The organism is Paraburkholderia youngii (assembly GCF_013366925.1).
GTDB classification, from domain to species: Bacteria; Pseudomonadota; Gammaproteobacteria; order Burkholderiales; family Burkholderiaceae; genus Paraburkholderia; species Paraburkholderia youngii.
In genome coordinates, this window is sequence record NZ_JAALDK010000001.1 from 1,734,631 (window position 1) to 1,753,321 (window position 18,691).

Genomic DNA, 18,691 nt, shown 5'->3' on the forward strand with positions numbered 1-18,691 from the left:
ACGAACGCTACTCACGGATCATGAAAACTCGGCCGACGAAATATCAAGACCTACCAATAAGAGCGATTTGACGACGTTGCCGTCGGCCTCAAGTCGGTAAGCGCGGCGCTTCGTGGGCATCACGATGCCGTTGAAGATCTTGTGCTCATCGCAGTAATGGGCGACGTGCCCCGGGCCCGCCAGAGTCGGGCCATAGTCCAGTCGTCGCAAATGGCCTTTACCGTCGAAGTAGAAGGTCTGCACAGGTGTATGAGTCACAAATTCGGACGGGTACATGACGGGGAGTCGACGCCATGTTTCGCCATTTTCCTGCCAGATATCGTCCTCCACGCATTCGAAACCCGGATCTGCAAACACGAAGGGAACGACGAAGTAGTTCCAATTGGCGTATCCGCAGAAATACGCGAGATGCAGATCATCCCACTGGGACATGGCGGTGTGACCTGCAAATGCGTCACTCGGATTGATGCGCGCCTGTAACAACGTCCCGTCTGTCCGCTCCAAAGCTACGCGGTCAGGCCTGTACGTCAGGCGTAGGTCGGGTTCTCGGAAGCCCGTCATTCGAAAATACTGTTCGCGGGTGGTTCCCTCGCAGACAAGATGTGCGAGTTCACCACCGCCATGACCCTTTCGATCAAACAGTTGTCCATAAAGCGACATGCGTACCGAAAACTGCGTCAATTCTCGCCATCTGTCCAATCCGCCGTGGGCAGCAATAGCCTCATCGAGCAATGGTTGCTGTATGCCGGATTCGCCACCAACTGAAACCTTCGGTATGCCGGCGGAACCCAAGATGAAACCCATAGAACCGAGGATCCCGGCCTGCAAGAATTTGCGACGTCTACTAAGGTCTTCCATGGAGTCTTCGCCCAACCATGACCGAACTCGCCTACTCAATGGTGCTTGACCGATCGGCGCTTGCACGGAACGTCAAGCCGCTCGAACGCGACGGGTATCTCGCGCTGCGGCCCGACGAGGACGATGGCAGAAGCCGGCGCGTCGATTTGACAGCCGCCGACCGTGCGAAGCTTGCTGAGGCCAATCGCCTTTGGCGAAAAGCGCAGCGTCGCTTTGAAGAGATCTATGGCGAGGAACGAGCGGCGGCGCTGCGCGTTGCACTCGCGGAGATTTATTCGGATGAATTTGCGGTAGCTTTTGGGGAGCCGTGAAGGCTGGTAGCTGAAAAGAAATGTCTATTGACGAATTGTTCTGCCTGTAGCCGACCGTCAGCTGCAAACGCTGCCCCCGCCAGCCTCTATGGTGTTGCATCGACCGGGTCAGTCCGCAGAATCCCTCGGACACCCATGCGTTTGTGGCGCCGGACTGCCTGGGGCGGACGGCCAACCCCGCGCATGAAAGCGTCCCGCATATGCTCGTAGTCGCGAAAACCGGCCTCTCTCGCGATAACATCAAGCGGATGCCGGCTCTGTTCGATCATCAGCCGCGCTACCTCCAGTCGAAGTCTTTCAATAGCCTTGGCCGGAGACGCTCCCGTTTCGAGCGTAAACACACGGCTGAACTGGCGCGGACTCAGGTGAGCGATTTTGGCCAAGTCCTCTACCGTCAGCGAACGCCTCAGATTCTGGCGCGCATAGTTCAGGGCATTCTGGATCCGATCGGATTTCGGGGCGAGGTTCAGCATTTCGGAATGCTGCGACTGGCCGCCCGCCCGCCGCTGAGGCATGACAAGCCTGTGCGCGACTGAACGGGCCGTTTCAGCACCCAGATCCGTTTCCACCATCGCGAGTGCCAGGTCAAGGCCAGCCGTCATGCCCGCGGACGTCCAGATCGGACCATCGACAATGTAGATCTGGTCTTCCTCGACGTGGATATCCGGAAAACGTTCCTGCATTGCGCGCCCATACGCCCAATGCGTCGTGGCGCGCCGCTGCGCCAGCAAGCCTATGACTGCGGGCCTTCACACTACCGCGCGCCGGCGGCGTGCTCTGATCCGCGCGATCAACAGCGTCGATGCGAAGTATTCGGGAATCGCAATGTGCATCGCTATCCTTACTGCGTTGCTGTATTTTCACCTCGCGAGCGACCCAGGTAATCTCGACCCCGCGACCGTGCACATGCATGTGACCTCGCCTGCAAACTGATCTCGTCGCTTTCCGGGAGATGTGCCCGGCAATGCCGATATTCGCGCCGCTCAAACCGCTTGACTGGTTCGCGTACCCTCCCGCGTGGATCCTGCCGTTCACCCCGCCGCGGAAATCGCGAGGGTACAGGTTCTCGCCGAACATCGCCGGGAACAACAGGCCAATCCGGACCAGCATGACCGCGGAAGTCACACATCCGATGCCGTCAGTGGACAGCGAGACATGACCGAAACTCTACGTGCAGGAGGTGCACCACTCCAATGCACAATGGACTAGCTAAACCTTCGTACGGGTGGCACCAGGTGCCATCTCATATGTAACCCAAAGTACTATTGCGACTGCGCGGGGCTTACTTTAAATTCATTCGTAGACGGAAGCCTTGTTGTGGACTTCATCAAAGCAGCTGGCTCGTTCGATGCGAGAGACTACGTTAAGGGCCTCATTCCGCGTGAGAAGAGGACGTTGTTCGGCGACGTTATTGCATTACTTACAATACCTGATCATGTGCGTTGATCTTGAACAGATAAGGAAACAGGCGGAATTGATGACGGGTGAGGTGGCCGATACCCTTCGACAAGTCGCCAACGAGATCGAGCTGCTTCGCAGGCACCTGGCCGAGGCCCATACCAGCAATGCGGACAGCGAACGACTCAACTGGTTATGTGAGCAGGCCCATGACGAGTATTACCGTGAGATATCCCGCACCTACATAACACTGCCTCGCATCAAAACGCAGAAGAATGGTGTAACCGCCATGACATTGAGGGAGGCTATCGACCTCGTTCGCCAGCCTCGGGATCGTGACCTTTAGGAAATATTTGTTCGACCAGCCGCACGACCCTATTGCACTTTGCGAGCGGCAACCGAATCTTCGGTCACACCGTCTATGGTCGGTTCCGCCGCTGATCACAAGACTCGATACCTCGCCTGCCACACATGTTTCCAGCCAATACCGGGGAACTCCCTCGATCAACCGTTCCCCTGCTGCGTCGCCGCCCGGTCATCCTGTTTCTCTGTGCAGCTGTATGCATTCTGGTCGGGACCGGCGTAGCACTGTGGCGATACTTCGGCGTTGGTGGAGTGACCAGTTACTCGAATCAGGCTGTTCTCTTCCTAGACTCCGACCTGCGTCTGCCGCCGGACCTGGCAGGCAATACCGGACGCATTCGTGTCGTGCATTTCTGGGACCCCGACTGCGCAAGCTGTAACGAGAACACCGACGCCCACTTGAACTATCTGATCACGATGTTCAGAGGCGCGGATATCGACTTCTACAGCGTGCGCAAGCCCGGTACCCACGGACAATTACCGGCCTTCCTGCGAGGCAAGCTCAAGCCTTTACCGGGAATCGAAGGAATGGAGCGCATACCGGCCAGTCCCGCTATCGCCATTTGGGCTGCGGATGGCAAGCTCGCCTACGCGGGACCCTATCGCGCGGGTCTTGTCTGTAGTTCGAACAACAGTTTCGTGGAGCCGATTCTCGACAAGCTGGTCGCAGGTGCACATGTCGAACCTGCTCCGATGGTCGCCGTCGGCTGCTATTGCCCGTGGAATGCCGCCCGCGGCCAGCACGCATAGAGGTGTATCGTTGGTCGCGCTAACGACACGCTGTGCTCCGCACGCGACCAGCTTCGCCCCTGCCTCCTCCTCATGGAATTTCAGCATGTACGAGACCATGAAGCGCCGCCCGTTCCAAAGTGCTCCGTCATCACGTCGCCGCCGTCTGCTCGGTGCTGCGCTCCTGCTCGCCGTGGCGGCGTGCGGCAAAAGAATCTGATCGAAGCTGCACGGTGTCGACCTGTCCTCGATGAAGCTGCCGGGGACGTCCCATCTGCGCGATACCAGCGGCAATCCGCGAACGCTGGAGGACTTCCGGGGCAATGTGGTCTTGCTTCTCTTCGGATACACGCGGTGTCCAGACGTGTGCCCAACGACCCTGGCTCGCGCTGCACAGATCAAACGGTCGCTCGGAGATCAGGGTAAGGGGCCGAAGGTACTCTTTATCTCGATCGATCCTGAGCGCGACACGCCGTCGATTCTGAAGGCCTACACCGCAGCCTTCGACCCGACGTTTATCGGACCCGATTACGTAATCGACGCGAAGGGTGTGGTGCGCTTCGCGCTGCAATATGAGGAACCTGCCGAGGACAGTGCGAACGACCTGAGACTTCTGCTCCAGGAAAATGCCGGACGCCGAATGCGTTCGTCTGCACACCAGTAAGCACGAGCGACCCATCAATGCCACTGCCGAACCCGCAGTTGCTCGCGTACAGCAAGCTCGCCGCGCTACCCGCCGAAACCCCTCGCAATCAGCGCGAGATGGGTTGCCGGTTGGGGCGCGGAGCCATCCACCGACATCGCGGCGCTCAATACGCTGACGATGATGATCGACGCAAAGAAGATCTTGCGTGCCCATCTGCCCTCGTTTGCCGCGGTGCATCCCGCGACGCCGAGCCCGAACCAGTACAACCCCGCGGCGAGCGCGGCGAGCATATAGATCTTGCCGGCATAGCCGAGGAAGCCGAGCGTCAGGGTGGCCGCCGTAAAGGCGACAATGTAGGCCAACATGTGGCGCTTCGCCGCCGCAAAGCCTCGGACAAGCGGAAAAACGGGAATCGAAGCCGCGCGATAATCCTGGGCCCGGAAGATCGCAATCGCATACGAATGCGGTATCTGCCAGAGACTGAACATGACTAGCAATGTGACGGCGGCGGCGTCGAACCTGGTGCTCGCCGCACAGTATCCGGCCACTGGCGGCATCGCACCGGCAATGCTGCCGACTAGCGTCCCGTAAATCGAATTGCGCTTCATGTACAGGCTATACAGCCCAACATACACGGCGTAGCCGACGAGTATCAGCGCGAGGGGCAGGACGCACCGCGTGCCCGCGTAGAGCACGTTCATGCCCGCGAGGACGAGCACGACGCCATACAGCAAGGCGGACGGCACTGATACGCTGCCGGTCACCATTGGGCGATTGCGTGTCCGGGCCATCAGGCCATCGATATCCCGGTCGATCACGTTGTTGACCACACACCCGGACGCGACGACCAGCATGACACCGACGGCCACCAGAGCGCCCCGGAGCCAGTCGATGCTGTCGTACGAACCCAGCAGAAAACCGCCCGTGACGGCGATAAGATTGCCGATCACGATGCCGGGCTTCGTCAGTTGCAGGTAAGGTCGATACATGGTCCGGGGGGTGTTCTTCGTCGGATGTGCGCGGCGCATCAGTGGATCATCATGTTGAAGTGCGTGCTCCAGATGACCCAGACCGAGAGCGCCACGACGATGAACTGGATCACCAGCGTGAACACGAAGCTGATCAGGTTCCAGCCGCCCTCCGAGGAACGACTCATGTGCAGGAAGTACACGAGGTGCGCCACGAGTTGCAAGACCGCGAATATCACCGCCACGAGAAGCGTCGTCGCACGCGGCAGCATCGGATGCATCACCAGCGCGAACGGGATGGCCGTGAGGACGATCGAGAGGATGAAGCCCGTGTTGTAGGAATTCGCGCTGCCGTGGGCGTGGCCGGCGCGGGTAGTCGCATCGCTTGCCATGGTCAGAATGCTCCGATGAGATAGACAATCGTGAACACGCAGATCCAGACCAGATCCAGAAAGTGCCAGAAAAGGCTCAGGCACGAGAGGCGTGTCACATTGGTGGGTGTCAGTCCTTTGATCGCCACCTGATGCAGGAGCACCGCCATCCAGAGCAGGCCGGACCCGACATGCAGACCGTGCGTGCCGACGAGCGCGAAGAAGCCAGACAGGAACCCGCTGCGCTGCGGTCCGAAGCCGAGCGAGATCAGGTGATGGAACTCGTGTATTTCCATGCCGATGAAGACGGCGCCCAGAATGAAGGTCAGGGTCAGCCATCGGAGCACGGTGTCCTGATCGCGGCGGTGCACGGCAAGCATCGCGTAGCCGCAGGTGATGCTGGAGAGCAGCAACACGAACGTCTCGGCCAGCACGTACGGCAGCTCGAAGATGCCCTTCGGGCCGGGGCCACCTGCAAATGCGCCGCTCAATACGGCGTACGACGCGAACAGTGAACCGAACAGGATGCAGTCGGACATCAGGTAGATCCACATGCCCAGCACCTTGCGCGAGCCCGTGTCGTGGCCATCACGCGCATGCTCATCCTCAGTCTCGATTGTTTCAATTAGTGTTTGCGTAGACATGGTTCAGATCTCGTTTCATGAGAGCAACGGGTGCTTTCTCGATCCGTGCGATTTCGTCGGCCGGAACGTAATAGTCGATATCGTCGTTATAAGAGCGGACGATCACCGTCGCGATTGTGGCAACGAAGCTGGCCCCCACCAGCCACCAGATGTGCCAGATCAGCGCGAAGCACAGCAGCAGGATGAATACACCGAGGATGAACGGCACACCGGTGCTGCGCGGCATATGAATCGGCTCGTACTTCTTCGGGCGCGGCGGCAGTCCGCGTTTCTTCGCCACGTAGAATGCGTCGACGGCATCCACGCACGGAACCACGGCGAAGTTGTAGAACGGCGGCGGCGACGACGTCGACCACTCCAGCGTGCGTGCATTCCATGGATCGCCTGTGACGTCGAGATTCTGCTTGCGCTCGCGGATACTGACGAGAATCTGCGCGATGAGGAGTCCAATCCCCGCAAGGATGAAGACCGCGCCCACCCACGCGACCTGGAGATACGGCGTCCAGGCGGGGTTGTCATAGTGATTCAGGCGCCGGGTCATGCCCATGAAGCCGAGCATGTAAAGCGGCATGAACGCGAGATAGAAGCCAATCACCCAGCACCAGAACGAGTATTTGCCGAGACGCTCGTTAAGCTTGAAGCCGAAGACCTTTGGGAACCAGTAGTTCAAGCCGGCGAAATAGCCAAACAACCCGCCTGCGATGACCGTATTGTGGAAGTGGGCGACGAGAAACAGGCTGTTGTGAAGCAGGAAGTCAGCCCCCGGAATGGCGAGCAAAACGCCGGTCATGCCGCCAATCGTGAACGTCACGAGGAACGCCAGCGTCCAGAGCATAGGCGTCGTGAACTCGACGCGCCCGCGGTATATCGTGAACAACCACGTGAAGATCTTCACACCGGTTGGAACCGCGATGATCATCGTCATAATGCCGAAGAAGCTGTTGACGTCCGCGCCGGAACCCATCGTGAAGAAGTGGTGCAGCCAGACGAGGAACGACAGGATACCGATTGCCAGCGTCGCGCCCACCATCGACTTGTAGCCGAACAGCTTCTTTCGGGCGAACGTCGAGGTAACCTCGGAAAAGATTCCGAATGACGGGAGAACGAGGATGTACACCTCTGGGTGCCCCCACGCCCATACGAGGTTCACGTACATCGTCGGATTACCGCCGAACTCGTTCGTATAAAAATGGAAGCCCAGGTAGCGATCAAGCGCCAGCGCAGCGAGCGCAACGGTCAGGATCGGGAAGGCGGCAATGATGATCACGCTCGTGACGAACACCGTCCACGTGAAGATCGGCATCTTCATCAGCGTCATGCCCGGCGCGCGCATCCGGAGAATGGTCACGAAGAGGTTAACGCCCGTCAACAGCGTTCCGAGACCCGATGCCTGCAGCGACCATATGTAGTAGTCCACCCCCACTCCGGGACTGAACTTTATGTCCGACAATGGTGGATAAGCGACCCAGCCTGTCTGCGCGAATTCGCCGACGCCGAGCGACAGCATGACGAGCACGACACCCACGACGAACAGCCAGAAGCTGAAGGCGTTCAGGTATGGGTACGCCATGTCGCGAGCCCCGATCTGAAGCGGCACGACGATGTTCATCAGGCCCACGACGAACGGCGTCGCGGCGAAGAAGATCATGATCACGCCGTGCGCCGTGAAGATCTGGTCATAGTGATGCGGCGGCAGGTAGCCCAGGTGCCCGGGACCGGCGAGCGCAAGCTGCGTCCGCATCATGATGGCGTCGGCGAAGCCGCGGATCAGCATCACGATCGCCACGAAGATGTACATGATGCCAATACGCTTGTGGTCGACCGAGGTGATCCAGTCGTTCCAGAGCACCGTCCATTTTCTGAAGTAGGTGATCGCGCCCAGAACAGCCACGCCCCCGAGCACGATGCCCGCCAGGGTGACCGCGATGATGGGCTCGTGCAGCGGCACGTCCGCCCATGTCAATTTGCCGAACATGGATGTGTTACTCCTCTCTTTTCGACGAAGCGCTGACGTCGAGAGCAGCTTGCGCCGCGGCGTCCGCTCCCGGGCCAACATATTGGTCGATCACCGCCTTGAAAAGGCCCGGCTGAACCTGCGAGAACTGGACGATCGCAGTACCCTGGCTGGGCCTTGCCACTTTCTGGAAGGTGTTGAAATCGAGCCTGTTAGGCGATGTCTGGACCTGCTTCACCCAGTGCTGGAAGTCAGCCTCGCTGGTGGCGGTCGCGATGAACTTCATGTCGGAGAAACCGGGTCCATTGAAATTGCCCGACATGCCACGAAATTTCCCCTCCTCGTTTGCCATGAGGTGCAGCTGGGTCCGCATGCCTGCCATCGCATAAATCTGGCCGCCGAGCTGGGGAATGAAGAAGGTCCCCATTGTTGAGTTGGAGGTGATGCTGAACGTCACCTCGCGATGTGCCGGAAATACCAGTTGATTGATCGTGGCGATTCCCAGCTCTGGATAGATGAAGATCCACTTCCAGTCGGTTGCGATGACATCGACGTTGATGGGCTGGCCGGGCACGTCGAGCGACCGGTACGGATCCAGCTCGTGTGTCGATTTCCACACGATGATTGCCAGTGTGACGATGATCAGGATCGGGATACCCCACACCACCGCTTCGATCCGCGTTGAATGTGCCCACTCGGGCATATACGTGGCGTTGTGATTCGACGACCGGTACTGCCCCGCAAAGACAAAGGTCAGCACGATGGCCGGCAAGACCACAATCAGCATCAACGCGATGCATAGGATGATGAGGTCGCGCTCCTGAAGGCCGACACTGCCCTTCGTGTTGAACAGGACCCAGCTGCAGCCACCGAGGCTTGACAGCCCTGCGATTATTGCAGCGGGACGAAGAACTTTCCGGCAGATTTCTCTCATACAGGCACCTTGCTCTATGGCCGCTCTGAAAGCGGCAGGGAAAGGGTTGAAGGAAGAGGAACTTCATTCGATGGAGAAAAGCTTAAGCGCAAGGTGGCGCACAACTCAAATGCACAATGGTGTGGGAACATCGCCGCATCGACACGAGTGAATCTCTATTCACACCTCACCCAAAGTGTCATTGCGGCCACATAGGGCATGGCCTAAATTCGTTCACAGGCCGACGCTCCAAACGCAGGTCTGCCGCACGTCCACGCATGACATCCCCTAGTCGGCGAAAGATTCTTCGTAAATGCACGCGATATGTATAAACCGTAAGGTGCCGCTAGAGCCGTGGCAGCAGAACTATCAACCTTTAACCGCAACGCCCGCTTAGTGCATTGAACGTGACTTTTCTTCATGGCGGGTGCGCCATGAGGACACGTGTCCCGCTCAGAGGAGGATTTCTCGTGCATCCCAAGAAAGCAACCAACATGATCGACCCGATGGACTACAAGGACGTCTTATCCGAACGTATTCCCAAAGAACCCGTCGAGTTAGCGAAAAAATGGGACCTGCTTTTCAGCGCATCTGTCATCGCGGTATGCGTCTGGGCAGTGATTGAGACACCTTTGGAGCTTGGTGGCGCGCTTGATCCAACCGCGCTGCTTGCCTTGGTGGCGTCGGAGGTACTGCTCGGCCTCACTGGCACGGCTGCCGTAGCCAACCTGCGCTTTGCCCGTCAGTTCTTTACGTTCATCTGTGGAGTGAGCGTATTCGCCTTGGCACCAGCGCTACCCCTTGAGTACACGCGCTACGTTGCCATCGCAATCTTCTCGACGATTGAGTGCATTGCCAAAGCAGCGTGCGTTGCATCATTCGCCATCGCGTCGTTGGCGGGAGACAGTGTTGGCGTTCACTTGAGCGTAAGAAAACGCACGACCAACGACCAAACATGAGCTTGTGAGCCGCATTGTATCGGCCAAATCAGAGCGCCAGGCGGCCAGCGTCGACCCTTTGTGGGTCAGACGCAAGGCGCTTACGTGCAATCGCTCATACGAACGCGGCGCAGCATCAGTGCTAGACACCCCCGGATCGATGCTCGATTCGTCGCTAGCCGATCGGGAGCAGCGGGAGCTGGCGCGCACACGGCTTCCTGATGCATGGTCAGGTCGCTCGCGTAGTCTTCCGGCGATATGCCGACCGCTTTACGCGACTTTTTGCAGCGCGGCGTTGGGCGCGCGGTCATGATGAAGTCTTCGCGCCATGCTGATCAGTTCGGCGAGCGAGCGTGCGTTCATCTTTCGCATGACCTGCCTGCGGTGCATCTTGACAGTGATCTCGGCGATGCCCATCTCGCCTCCCACCTGCTTGTTAAGGAGCCCGGTCACGACCAACGCCATGACCTCGCGCTCGCGCCCACTGAGTGAGGCGTGGCGATCCCGGATCGACTGCATCTCGGCTTCCTCGCTCAATGCCACGCGGCTGCGCCCGATGGCGTGCCGGATAGCATCGAGCATGACCTGGTCGTCAAAGGGTTTGGTGAAAAATTCAAGCGCTCCAGCTTTCATGGCCTGCACTGTCATAGGCACGTCGCCGTAGCCAGTGATGAAGATGATCGGTGTGTGGGTACGCTCGGCGGCAATGAGATTCTGAAGGTCGAGGCCGCTGAGATCGGGAAGCATGACGTCCAGCACCAGGCAACTCGGGGCCCGGACGCGTGGACGTTCGAGAAAGTCCCGTGCGCAGGCGTACGTCTCTGCCCTGAGACCTGCAAAGTGGATCATGGCTTCGAGCGCCTCACGTACCGAGACATCGTCGTCGACGACGAAGACGACCGGCATGGCTTGCGCCAGCGAGAGTTCCGATTCACGTTCGACTACATATGCTGGTGTCATTGAGAACTCCATTCTAAGGCACCTGGATGAATTATTTGGCGTAGAGCGCGGCCCGGATCGCCCCGAGTAGAGAGGTATCGCTGAATGGCTTGAAGAGACATTCAACGGCGCCCTTTTCTAACACGCGTAGGCGGAGGGCTTCATCGCCATGCGCCGTGATGAAGATGATCGGAACGGTTTGGCGGCGCTGCTGCAGTTTGCGCTGCAGGTCCCAGCCGGACATACCGGGCATGCACATATCGAGGATCAGGCAGCGCGCCTCGCCAACACAGCTGGAGGCCAGGAACGCCTCCGCCGAAGAAAAGGCGCGCGACGCGAAGCCGAACTCGCCCAACAGGTCAGGTAGAGATTCGCGTACCGACTCGTCGTCGTCGACCACCGCGATAAGCGAGCGTTCGATCATCACGGGTCGCTCACGATCTGCTGTATGTCCGAGCGCAGCTGCAGGCCCTTGTCTGCAGAACCGTCCGCGGCCGCCATGCGTTCGGCTCGACACGGGATCGAGAATGAAAAGGTGGCACCAAAACGCTCGTTCGAGGTGGCCCACAAGCGACCACCGTGGCGCTCGATGATGCAGCGGCTTACGGACAGCCCGATGCCCAATCCTTCCCTCTTGGTCGTAAAAAACGCGTCGAAGAGCCTGTCCGCATGCTGCGGGGCGATGCCCTCGCCGGAATCAGTCACAGCGAGTCGTACGTGGTCACCATCGTCGCGCTCTATTTTGACCAGCATCTGCCGTGAGCGGTCATCGATGCCATTCATCGCCTCCATGGCGTTGAGAAGAAGGTTCAGCACCACCTGCTGGAGCTGGACCCTGTCGCCTATGGCCGTCGGCAGGTTGTCGGCCGTCTCCAGTCGTAGCACGATCCGCTTCTTGCGAAGCTCTGCGCGCAGCAGTTCGATGACGTCGTTTGCGGCTTCGACCAGATCGACGGCATCCGCTGTTACCGCCCTCTTGCTGAATAGCGCGCGCAGACGTGTCATCATCTCCGAGGCACGCTGTCCGTCCCGGATCGTGCGCTTCACGGTGCCGAGCGCGCCCTCGACATTCGGTGGCTGTGCGCTCAGCATGCGCAAGCCTGTGTTGGCGTTGGTCATGATGCCGGCCAGCGGCTGGTTGATCTCGTGCGCAATCGAGGCGGTCAGCGCTCCCAGGCTGTTGACCCGGCTTGCGTGCGCCAATTCGGCGCGCAGGCCATAGAGCGCTTCTTCGGACTCGCGGCGTTCGGTGACATCATGTACGGCGCCGATGTAGTCCAGCCGGCCCTGCGCGTTACGCGTGGCGTGGGCCTGTATGCGCACATATCTGACTGAGCCGTCGGACAGCAGCAGGCGGTGCTCGAATTCCAGGTGCTGGCCATCCTGCGCCCGCTCGATCATTTCATGCAGCAGATGAAGATCGCCAGGGTGGACTCGCGCGGCGATCGTGTCCAGCGTGATTGTCACCCCTGGCTCGAGGCCGAAGATTCGATAGAGATGTTCCGACCAGGTGAATGAACCAGTCTCTGGGCGCCAGCTAAAGCTTCCGCTCAATGTGAGCTGCTCCACTTTGGCCATCAACGCCGCGCTCTTGCGCAATTGCTCCTGCGCCTGCTTGCGTGCGGTGATGTCACGTGTGACGCCCAATTGCACGATCGCGCCGTCGCTGTCGTGCATCGGCGCGGCATGGGTTTCGAGGTGCCTTCGCTCGCAGTGTGGCGAGATTAAGTCGAACTCCAGGACGCCATCCCTTCCCGAGCAAATGTTTCTGTTGAACTCGACATACCGCGCGCGATGTTCAGGAGCAACGAAATCGAAGTAAGACGCACCGATCGCGCCTTCCGCACGCAACGATCCCAAAGCGCGGCGTCCAGCCGAATTGATCCACAATACCGTACCGTTGTTAGCGAGGACCGTCACGCTTTCCGGTGTCGTGTCCACGATCGCACGGAAACGCTCCTCGCTTCGCTTCAGTGCGAGTTCGCTCCGTGCACGCTCGATCGCGATACTCGCGAGGTGTGTAAGCCGTCCTGTGAGATCGGTTTGAAACGGAGTGGGGATTCCAGGCTCCGACCGGAATATCGCGAATGTTCCCAGCACTTCGTTTGTACGCGACAGAATCGGCGTCGCCCAACACGCGCGCAGACCGTGCGCGAGAGTCAGGTCGCGCCATGCCCGTGGCCAGCGTGACTCGGTCGCGATATCTGATACGACTATCTGCTCGCCGAGGGATGCTGCTAATCCGCAGGGTCCCATGTCCAGGTGGACGCGGCCGCCACTCGACGGATAGGTGTAGGTCAAAGCGAGGCCTGGCGCGTTCACCCGCTGGAATGTCATTTCGCCGGGATCGATCAACGCGATGCTGCAGAAGCTGTCGCTCGCGATCTGTTCGACCAACAGGCATAAGTCATCGAGAACCGTGGGCAGAGGCAGGCCCATGGCGACCATTTCGAGCAGGCGCTTCTCGCCTGCAAGCAACGCCTCGGCCCGCTTACGGTCGTCGATGTCCGTCTGCAAGAAGTACCAAAGAGCGATTCGCCCCTCCTTATCCCGCAACGGAAAGCCCTGTACGCGAAACCACCGATAAACGCCGTCGTCGCGACGATGGCGGGACTCAAAATCGTATGGCTCGCCGGTTCTGATCGACGCATAAAAACGGGCAACAGTCGCGCGTCGATCATCCGGGTGGGTAAAGTCTCTGCTAGTCCACTGCTTTAGTTCTTCAACCGTCGCGCCAGAATATTTGAGCGTATGGCGGTTGGCGTGACATACCTCTCCCTCCGGCGTAAAAAGAATCACACGCGTAGGCAGCCCGTCTACGATTAGCCGAAAGCGCTCCTGGTCTGCCCGCAGCGCAGCTTCGGCCTGCTTACGGTCCTCGATATCCGTGTTGATACCGCACCACTTCACGACTTTTCCGGCAGCATCGACGACTGGGCTGACACAGCATAGAAACCAGCGATACGTGCCATCGAAGCGACGCATTCGCGCTTCCGCCTCGCCCCGCACGCCGGAAGCAACGACGACTCGCCAGACCTCCAGCAGTGCGGCTCGGTCCTCGGGATGGATCGCCGACTGCCAGCCCTCGCCGCACGCGTGCTCTACGGAAAGCCCCGTATATTCGCACCAGGGGCGATTGACGAATTCAATGCGGCCGTCCGGCACTGCGGTCCATACCAGGCCCGGGAGCGCATCCACAGTTCGACTGAGCTCATCTTCCATTGCGGTTCTTCTCTGCAGGATGTGCTGGCCTGACAGCGCTCGGTCGGCACCAGCAGCCGGGGCGGCGTTCGGCGAACTCGTGCTGCGTTTCTGGACGTCCGAAAAGGCGCACACGCCTATGGCTCGAAAAATATTAAGTATTCCATTCAGAATAAATCGTTCCGATGGGACCATTATTAGTGAGAAGGTGCACGGAAGTCGTGAGGAGGCGGTGATGTCGAGGTGGAGTTTTGGTGAGGACGGCTTTCGGCGATCAGAGCCCCCCGGTGGCGTAACTCGAATCCAATGCGCGGAGATCTCGCCATCGATACCGCACTTGAGGTTCTTGCCGACGACGATCCTCTCGTACGAGCGCGACGCAGTTCGCAACTTCGAACGCGTTCGACATCGCATAGTATTCCGGCCTGCCTTTGATAATTTCGATGGAGCCTTGACGGTAGTTGTCGACCTTCGCCATACAGCGCCTCGACGTAGGGGGATGCTCATGCGGACGGTATTCAGCAAAGCTATAATTCCGACAACCGACCGGCTGGTGGAGAGACCCGATGGACGACCTCCGAGTGGGGAACTGGGTGGTCACCCCCAGCCTCAATAGCATCTCTTCCCTGGGCAGGACCGTTCGCGTCGAGCCAAAGGTAATGAAAGTCCTGGTGTGCCTGGCCCAGCACCCGGGCGACACGGTTTCCAAAGAGCAGCTTTTTCAAGCCGTGTGGCCCAGGACCGTGGTGACCGAGGATGTATTGAAGCGCTGCATCGCTGCGTTGCGCCGCGCCTTTGACGACGATGCCCGCGATCCACGCGTCATCGAGACTATTTCGAAACGAGGCTACCGGCTGGTCGCACCCGTAACCGCAGGCAGCGCCACGCCAGCCCCCACCGAGAGTGTGATAAACGATTCCATCGCGGTGCTGCCGTTCGTCAACATGAGCGCAGATCCGGAGCACGAATACTTTGCCGACGGAATCACTGAAGAAATCATCGACGCGTTAGCCCAGATCCGGGAGCTTCACGTCGTGGCGCGGAGTTCCGCCTTCTCGTTCAAGGGTAAGCACATCGACCTGCGCATTGTTGGCGAGCAACTTAACGTGCGCACCGTTCTCGAGGGAAGCGTGCGCAGAGCGAAAAACCGTCTGCGTATCACGGCACAACTCGTGTCTGCAGTGGACGGATATCATCTTTGGTCGGAGCACTATGACCGTGAGCTAAAGGATGTATTCGCAATTCAGGAGGAGATTGCCCAGGCGATCGTGCAGCGCTTGAAGATCACGTTCCCGTGGGGTACGAAGAACCTGGTGAACCCTGGAACCCCGAATCTCGAGGCCTACGAGTCCTACCTAAAGGGTCACGCCCTGCTCTACAAAAGGGGGCCCGCTATTGCCCATGCCCTCGCCTGTTGCCAGCGGGCAGTGGATCTCGATCCAGGCTATGCATTGGCGTGGGCCGATCTTGCCGATTGCTACTCGATGCTTTGCTTCTACGGGTTTGCAGCTCCTCAGGCTTTCATGCCAAAGGCCATAGAGGCCGCTCGACACGCGGTGACACTGGATCCGTCGCTCGCCGAAGCACACTGCGTCCTGGGTGTCGCCTCCCTGCTCTGGGCCTGGAACACGGCGGAGGCCGAGCATGAGTTTCTTTGCGCACTACAGCTGAATCCGAAGTACATCTCTGCACTCGGATGGTACGGAAGCGCTTATCTCCAGTTCTCGGAAGGGCGGCTGGTGGAGGGAATGGAGCAGGCCAAGCTAGCGCTGGCAGCGGACCCGCTATCGGCCTACGCACACGCCATATACGCACTGGCTTGTACTGTCGCAGGCAAGACCGGGGAGGGCGTGGAGGCCGCCAGGCGCGCCGTCCAACTCGATCCGGAGAGCTTCCTTGCTAACTGGGTGCTGCAGATGGCACTGCTGGTGAATGGTCAGTTCGAAGCGTCCATCGCGGCGGGAGAATCGGCATTGGCGATGTCCGGCCGGCACCCTTGGTCCATGGCCTGGCTTGCCGTGGCCCTCGCAAGTTTGGGTAAAGCCACTGAGGCCGACGCGGTTTACGCGGAAATGCAGGCCCGAGCGCGTCGTGAATACGTTACGCCGACGTCACTCGCTATCGCGGCTTGCGCGGCGGCGAGGGAAGATGAGGCGATTCGCTACGCCCGCGAAGCGTACGAAATCCGCGACACCAATTTATTTTACTTTTCCAGATATTTTCCTTTGTCATACCGGTTGTATCGTTATCCGCAGTTTTGCGAAATCATTGCACGGATGGGGCACAGTGATTGGTTGCGCGATGAGCCGCCGCTAACGGTTGCGCAGGAGCCACGCAGCACAATTTTGCGCGCTGCTCCACCTGACAAGGCTCTTTAGATGGTCATGCAACTGGCTGCTCTATTCGAATAACGGACTTGCTGCCACGGCGCAATACCCCCCATCGCTCACGAAGCTGCGTTGCAGCACCGCCCGTGGGGCGAGTTCAGGATGAAGTCTCCACTCCATGCTTATCAGATCGGCGAGCGAGCGGGCGCTCATCTTTCGCATGACGTGCCTGCGGTGCATCTTCACAGTGATTTCGCAGATGCCCAATTGGCCCCCCACCTGCTTGTTCAGAAGGCCGGTCACCACCAACGCCATCACTTCGCGCTCGCGTTGACTGAGCGCGGTGTAGCGATCCTGGATCGCCTGCAACTCGGCCTCCTCGCGCATTGCCGCACGGCTGCGCTCGATAGCCAGGCGAATGACATCGAGCAGGACATGGTCGTCAAAGGGCTTGGTGAGAATATCAAACGCCCCGGCTTTCATGGCCCACACCGCCGTGCGCACCTCGTCGAAGCCGGTCATGAAGATGATCGGCATGTCGGTACGCTCGGTTGCAATCAGTTTCTGCAGGTCGAGGCCGCCGAGTTCGGGAAGACTGACGTCCAGCACCAGGCAGTTCGGGACCATCGGACGCGGGCGCCCAAGAAAGTCCTGCGCGCAAGCAAACATCTCAGGAATGAGGCCGGCAGAGCGAACCATTGCTTCGAGCGACTCACGCACCGAAACGTCATCGTCGACGACAAATACCACCGGCGTGTCGTGCGCTGACGACGATTCCGATTCGCGTTCAACTGCGTGGCAGGGTGTCATAACAAGCTCCATTCACAGGCACCTGGATGAATCATTCGAACTTGCAATCCGATGCGGTCGCGTAGCATCGACCGGTTGAATCCGCGAGGTACCTCGGACTCCCATGCGCGCGTCGCGTCGGACCGTCTGAGGCGGAATGCCAACCCCGCGCATGAAAACGTCGCGCATATGCTCGCAGTCGCGAAAACCGGTCTCTCTAGCGATGACCTCAAGCGGATGCCGGCTTTGTTCGATCATCAGCCGCGCAACCTCGAGCCGAAGTCTTTCAATAGCCTTGGCCGGGGACGCTCCCGTTTCGAGCGTAAACACACGGCTGAACTGCCGCGGACTCAGGTGAGCGATTTCGGCCAACTCCTCTACCGTTAGCGAACGCCTCAGATTCTGGCGCGCATAGTTCAGGGCATTCTGGATCCGATCGGATTTCGGTGCGAGGTTCAGCATTTCGGAATGCTGCGACTGGCCGCCCGCCCGCCGCTGAGGCATGACAAGCCTGTGCGCCACTGCACGGGCCGTTTCCACACCCAGATCCTTTTCTACCATCGCGAGTGCCAGGTCAAGGCCCGCCGTCATGCCCACGGACGTCCAGATCGGATCATCGACAATGTAGATCTGGTCTTCCTCGACGTGGATATCCGGAAAACGTTCCTGCATTGCGCGCCCATACGCCCAATGCGTCGCGGCGCGCCGCCGCGCCAGCAAGCCTGCTTCCGCGAGCATGAATCCGCCGGTGCAGATCGCGCCTATGCGCCTCGCGCTGATGCTCGCTTTGCGCAGGAACGCAACTATAGTGTCAGGAGGCGGCGAACTGAGCGGATCAATGACCCCGCCAACGATCCACGTGTCCACGTCAACGTGCCCATGCAATGATCGTGTGCTCACTGTCAGGCCAAGTGACGAACGCACTTCTCCGCCTACTGCGGAAAAGTTTTCAAGCGCGTAGAACGGTTCATCCGCCACGATGTTCGCCCACTCGAACACCGACTGGGTCGCGAGATCCATGATCTGAAAACCCTCACTGATCAGAAAGCCAATCCGGCACATGTTCGCTCTCCATCACGTCAGTTGACGCTCTGTCGGCGCTCGTCCGGCCTCCGACATTTATCGGAAATCGCAGTTTTCTGACTCGCTCCGCCTCATGAAATTCAGTCATCTCCGCGGTACACTTTGCACAACAGACGACCGTCATATTCGAGCAATAGTTCACGCGCTTCTTGGCGTTCTCCTTCAACTCGCCGCATTCATCGCAGCGAGTCAAGGCACGGACCTGCAACGGTCGTGAGCGCCACCGTTCGAGAGCGTTCATGTCAGCAGCCTTCACGTT

The 18,691-nt window shown here is 59.3% G+C and carries 16 protein-coding genes and 2 pseudogenes; 6 read left to right on the forward strand and 12 right to left on the reverse strand.

All coding sequences use genetic code 11. The features are described from left to right. Nucleotides 1–18: 18 nt before the first annotated feature. The gene (locus G5S42_RS08005) at nucleotides 19–858 is read right to left on the reverse strand and encodes a hypothetical protein (protein ID WP_176106279.1); all 840 of its coding nucleotides are present in this window, start codon (nucleotides 856–858) and stop codon (nucleotides 19–21) included. A 17-nt stretch (nucleotides 859–875) separates the two neighbouring features. Here G5S42_RS08005 and G5S42_RS08010 point away from each other — a divergent pair, with 17 nt between their 5' ends. Beyond that, nucleotides 876–1,169, forward strand: a complete 294-nt coding sequence (locus G5S42_RS08010; protein WP_176106280.1) for a MarR family winged helix-turn-helix transcriptional regulator — start codon at nucleotides 876–878, stop codon at nucleotides 1,167–1,169. An 86-nt stretch (nucleotides 1,170–1,255) separates the two neighbouring features. Here G5S42_RS08010 and G5S42_RS08015 read toward each other — a convergent pair. Further along, nucleotides 1,256–1,912: pseudogene (locus G5S42_RS08015) on the reverse strand (GlxA family transcriptional regulator); the annotation flags it as partial. 692 nt (nucleotides 1,913–2,604) lie between these two features. Here G5S42_RS08015 and G5S42_RS08020 point away from each other — a divergent pair. The 3 genes from G5S42_RS08020 (at nucleotide 2,605) to G5S42_RS08030 (ending at nucleotide 4,323) form a co-directional block, all read left to right on the forward strand. Beyond that, complete coding sequence (locus G5S42_RS08020) at nucleotides 2,605–2,913, forward strand: hypothetical protein (protein WP_176106281.1); 309 nt, start codon at nucleotides 2,605–2,607, stop codon at nucleotides 2,911–2,913. Between the two features lie 269 nt (nucleotides 2,914–3,182). After that, nucleotides 3,183–3,680 (forward strand): DUF6436 domain-containing protein, encoded by a 498-nt coding sequence (locus tag G5S42_RS08025; RefSeq protein WP_312883538.1) that lies wholly within the window; start codon nucleotides 3,183–3,185, stop codon nucleotides 3,678–3,680. 229 nt (nucleotides 3,681–3,909) lie between these two features. After that, the gene (locus tag G5S42_RS08030) at nucleotides 3,910–4,323 is read left to right on the forward strand and encodes an SCO family protein (RefSeq protein ID WP_246391866.1); all 414 of its coding nucleotides are present in this window, start codon (nucleotides 3,910–3,912) and stop codon (nucleotides 4,321–4,323) included. 65 nt (nucleotides 4,324–4,388) lie between these two features. Here G5S42_RS08030 and cyoE read toward each other — a convergent pair whose 3' ends face one another. The 5 genes from cyoE to cyoA are packed head-to-tail and all read right to left on the reverse strand — an operon-like array spanning nucleotide 4,389 to nucleotide 9,176. Next, on the reverse strand, nucleotides 4,389–5,294 hold the full coding sequence (gene cyoE / locus G5S42_RS08035; protein WP_176106283.1) for a heme o synthase: 906 nt from the start codon (nucleotides 5,292–5,294) through the stop codon (nucleotides 4,389–4,391). A gap of 38 nt (nucleotides 5,295–5,332) precedes the next feature. Then, nucleotides 5,333–5,665 (reverse strand): cytochrome o ubiquinol oxidase subunit IV, encoded by a 333-nt coding sequence (cyoD, locus tag G5S42_RS08040; RefSeq protein WP_176106284.1) that lies wholly within the window; start codon nucleotides 5,663–5,665, stop codon nucleotides 5,333–5,335. A 2-nt stretch (nucleotides 5,666–5,667) separates the two neighbouring features. Next, a complete protein-coding gene (gene cyoC / locus G5S42_RS08045; protein ID WP_176106285.1) occupies nucleotides 5,668–6,288 on the reverse strand; it encodes a cytochrome o ubiquinol oxidase subunit III in 621 nt (206 codons plus the stop codon). Next, complete coding sequence (gene cyoB, locus G5S42_RS08050; RefSeq protein WP_176106286.1) at nucleotides 6,266–8,263, reverse strand: cytochrome o ubiquinol oxidase subunit I; 1,998 nt, start codon at nucleotides 8,261–8,263, stop codon at nucleotides 6,266–6,268. Before cyoB ends, cyoC begins: the two co-directional genes overlap by 23 nt. Before the next feature lie 7 nt (nucleotides 8,264–8,270). Continuing rightward, a complete protein-coding gene (cyoA, locus tag G5S42_RS08055) occupies nucleotides 8,271–9,176 on the reverse strand; it encodes a ubiquinol oxidase subunit II (protein WP_176106287.1) in 906 nt (301 codons plus the stop codon). A gap of 449 nt (nucleotides 9,177–9,625) precedes the next feature. Between cyoA and G5S42_RS08060 the strand changes: the two genes are divergently transcribed. Further along, nucleotides 9,626–10,114, forward strand: coding sequence for a hypothetical protein (locus G5S42_RS08060; protein ID WP_312883539.1), 489 nt, complete (start codon nucleotides 9,626–9,628; stop codon nucleotides 10,112–10,114). A gap of 249 nt (nucleotides 10,115–10,363) precedes the next feature. On the opposite strand, the gene G5S42_RS08065 is transcribed toward G5S42_RS08060, so the two are convergent. Genes G5S42_RS08065 through G5S42_RS08075 form a run of 3 tightly spaced genes read right to left on the reverse strand, consistent with a single transcriptional unit; the run spans nucleotide 10,364 to nucleotide 14,254 of the window. Continuing rightward, on the reverse strand, nucleotides 10,364–11,053 hold the full coding sequence (locus G5S42_RS08065; protein ID WP_176106288.1) for a response regulator transcription factor: 690 nt from the start codon (nucleotides 11,051–11,053) through the stop codon (nucleotides 10,364–10,366). Nucleotides 11,054–11,084: 31 nt separating this feature from the next. After that, the gene (locus G5S42_RS08070; RefSeq protein ID WP_176110423.1) at nucleotides 11,085–11,456 is read right to left on the reverse strand and encodes a response regulator; all 372 of its coding nucleotides are present in this window, start codon (nucleotides 11,454–11,456) and stop codon (nucleotides 11,085–11,087) included. After that, nucleotides 11,456–14,254, reverse strand: a complete 2,799-nt coding sequence (locus G5S42_RS08075) for a PAS domain S-box protein (RefSeq protein WP_176106289.1) — start codon at nucleotides 14,252–14,254, stop codon at nucleotides 11,456–11,458. Before G5S42_RS08075 ends, G5S42_RS08070 begins: the two co-directional genes overlap by 1 nt. Nucleotides 14,255–14,799: 545 nt before the next feature. Between G5S42_RS08075 and G5S42_RS08080 the strand changes: the two genes are divergently transcribed. Next, nucleotides 14,800–16,611: a winged helix-turn-helix domain-containing tetratricopeptide repeat protein gene (locus G5S42_RS08080; protein ID WP_176106290.1), complete on the forward strand. Its 1,812-nt coding sequence runs from the start codon at nucleotides 14,800–14,802 to the stop codon at nucleotides 16,609–16,611. A 21-nt stretch (nucleotides 16,612–16,632) separates the two neighbouring features. Here the strand turns inward: G5S42_RS08080 and G5S42_RS08085 are convergent, their stop codons facing one another. Continuing rightward, nucleotides 16,633–17,370, reverse strand: coding sequence for a response regulator transcription factor (locus G5S42_RS08085; protein WP_176106291.1), 738 nt, complete (start codon nucleotides 17,368–17,370; stop codon nucleotides 16,633–16,635). 87 nt (nucleotides 17,371–17,457) lie between these two features. Then, nucleotides 17,458–18,411, reverse strand: a pseudogene (locus G5S42_RS08090) (GlxA family transcriptional regulator); the annotation flags it as partial. Between the last annotated feature and the right edge of the window lie 280 nt (nucleotides 18,412–18,691).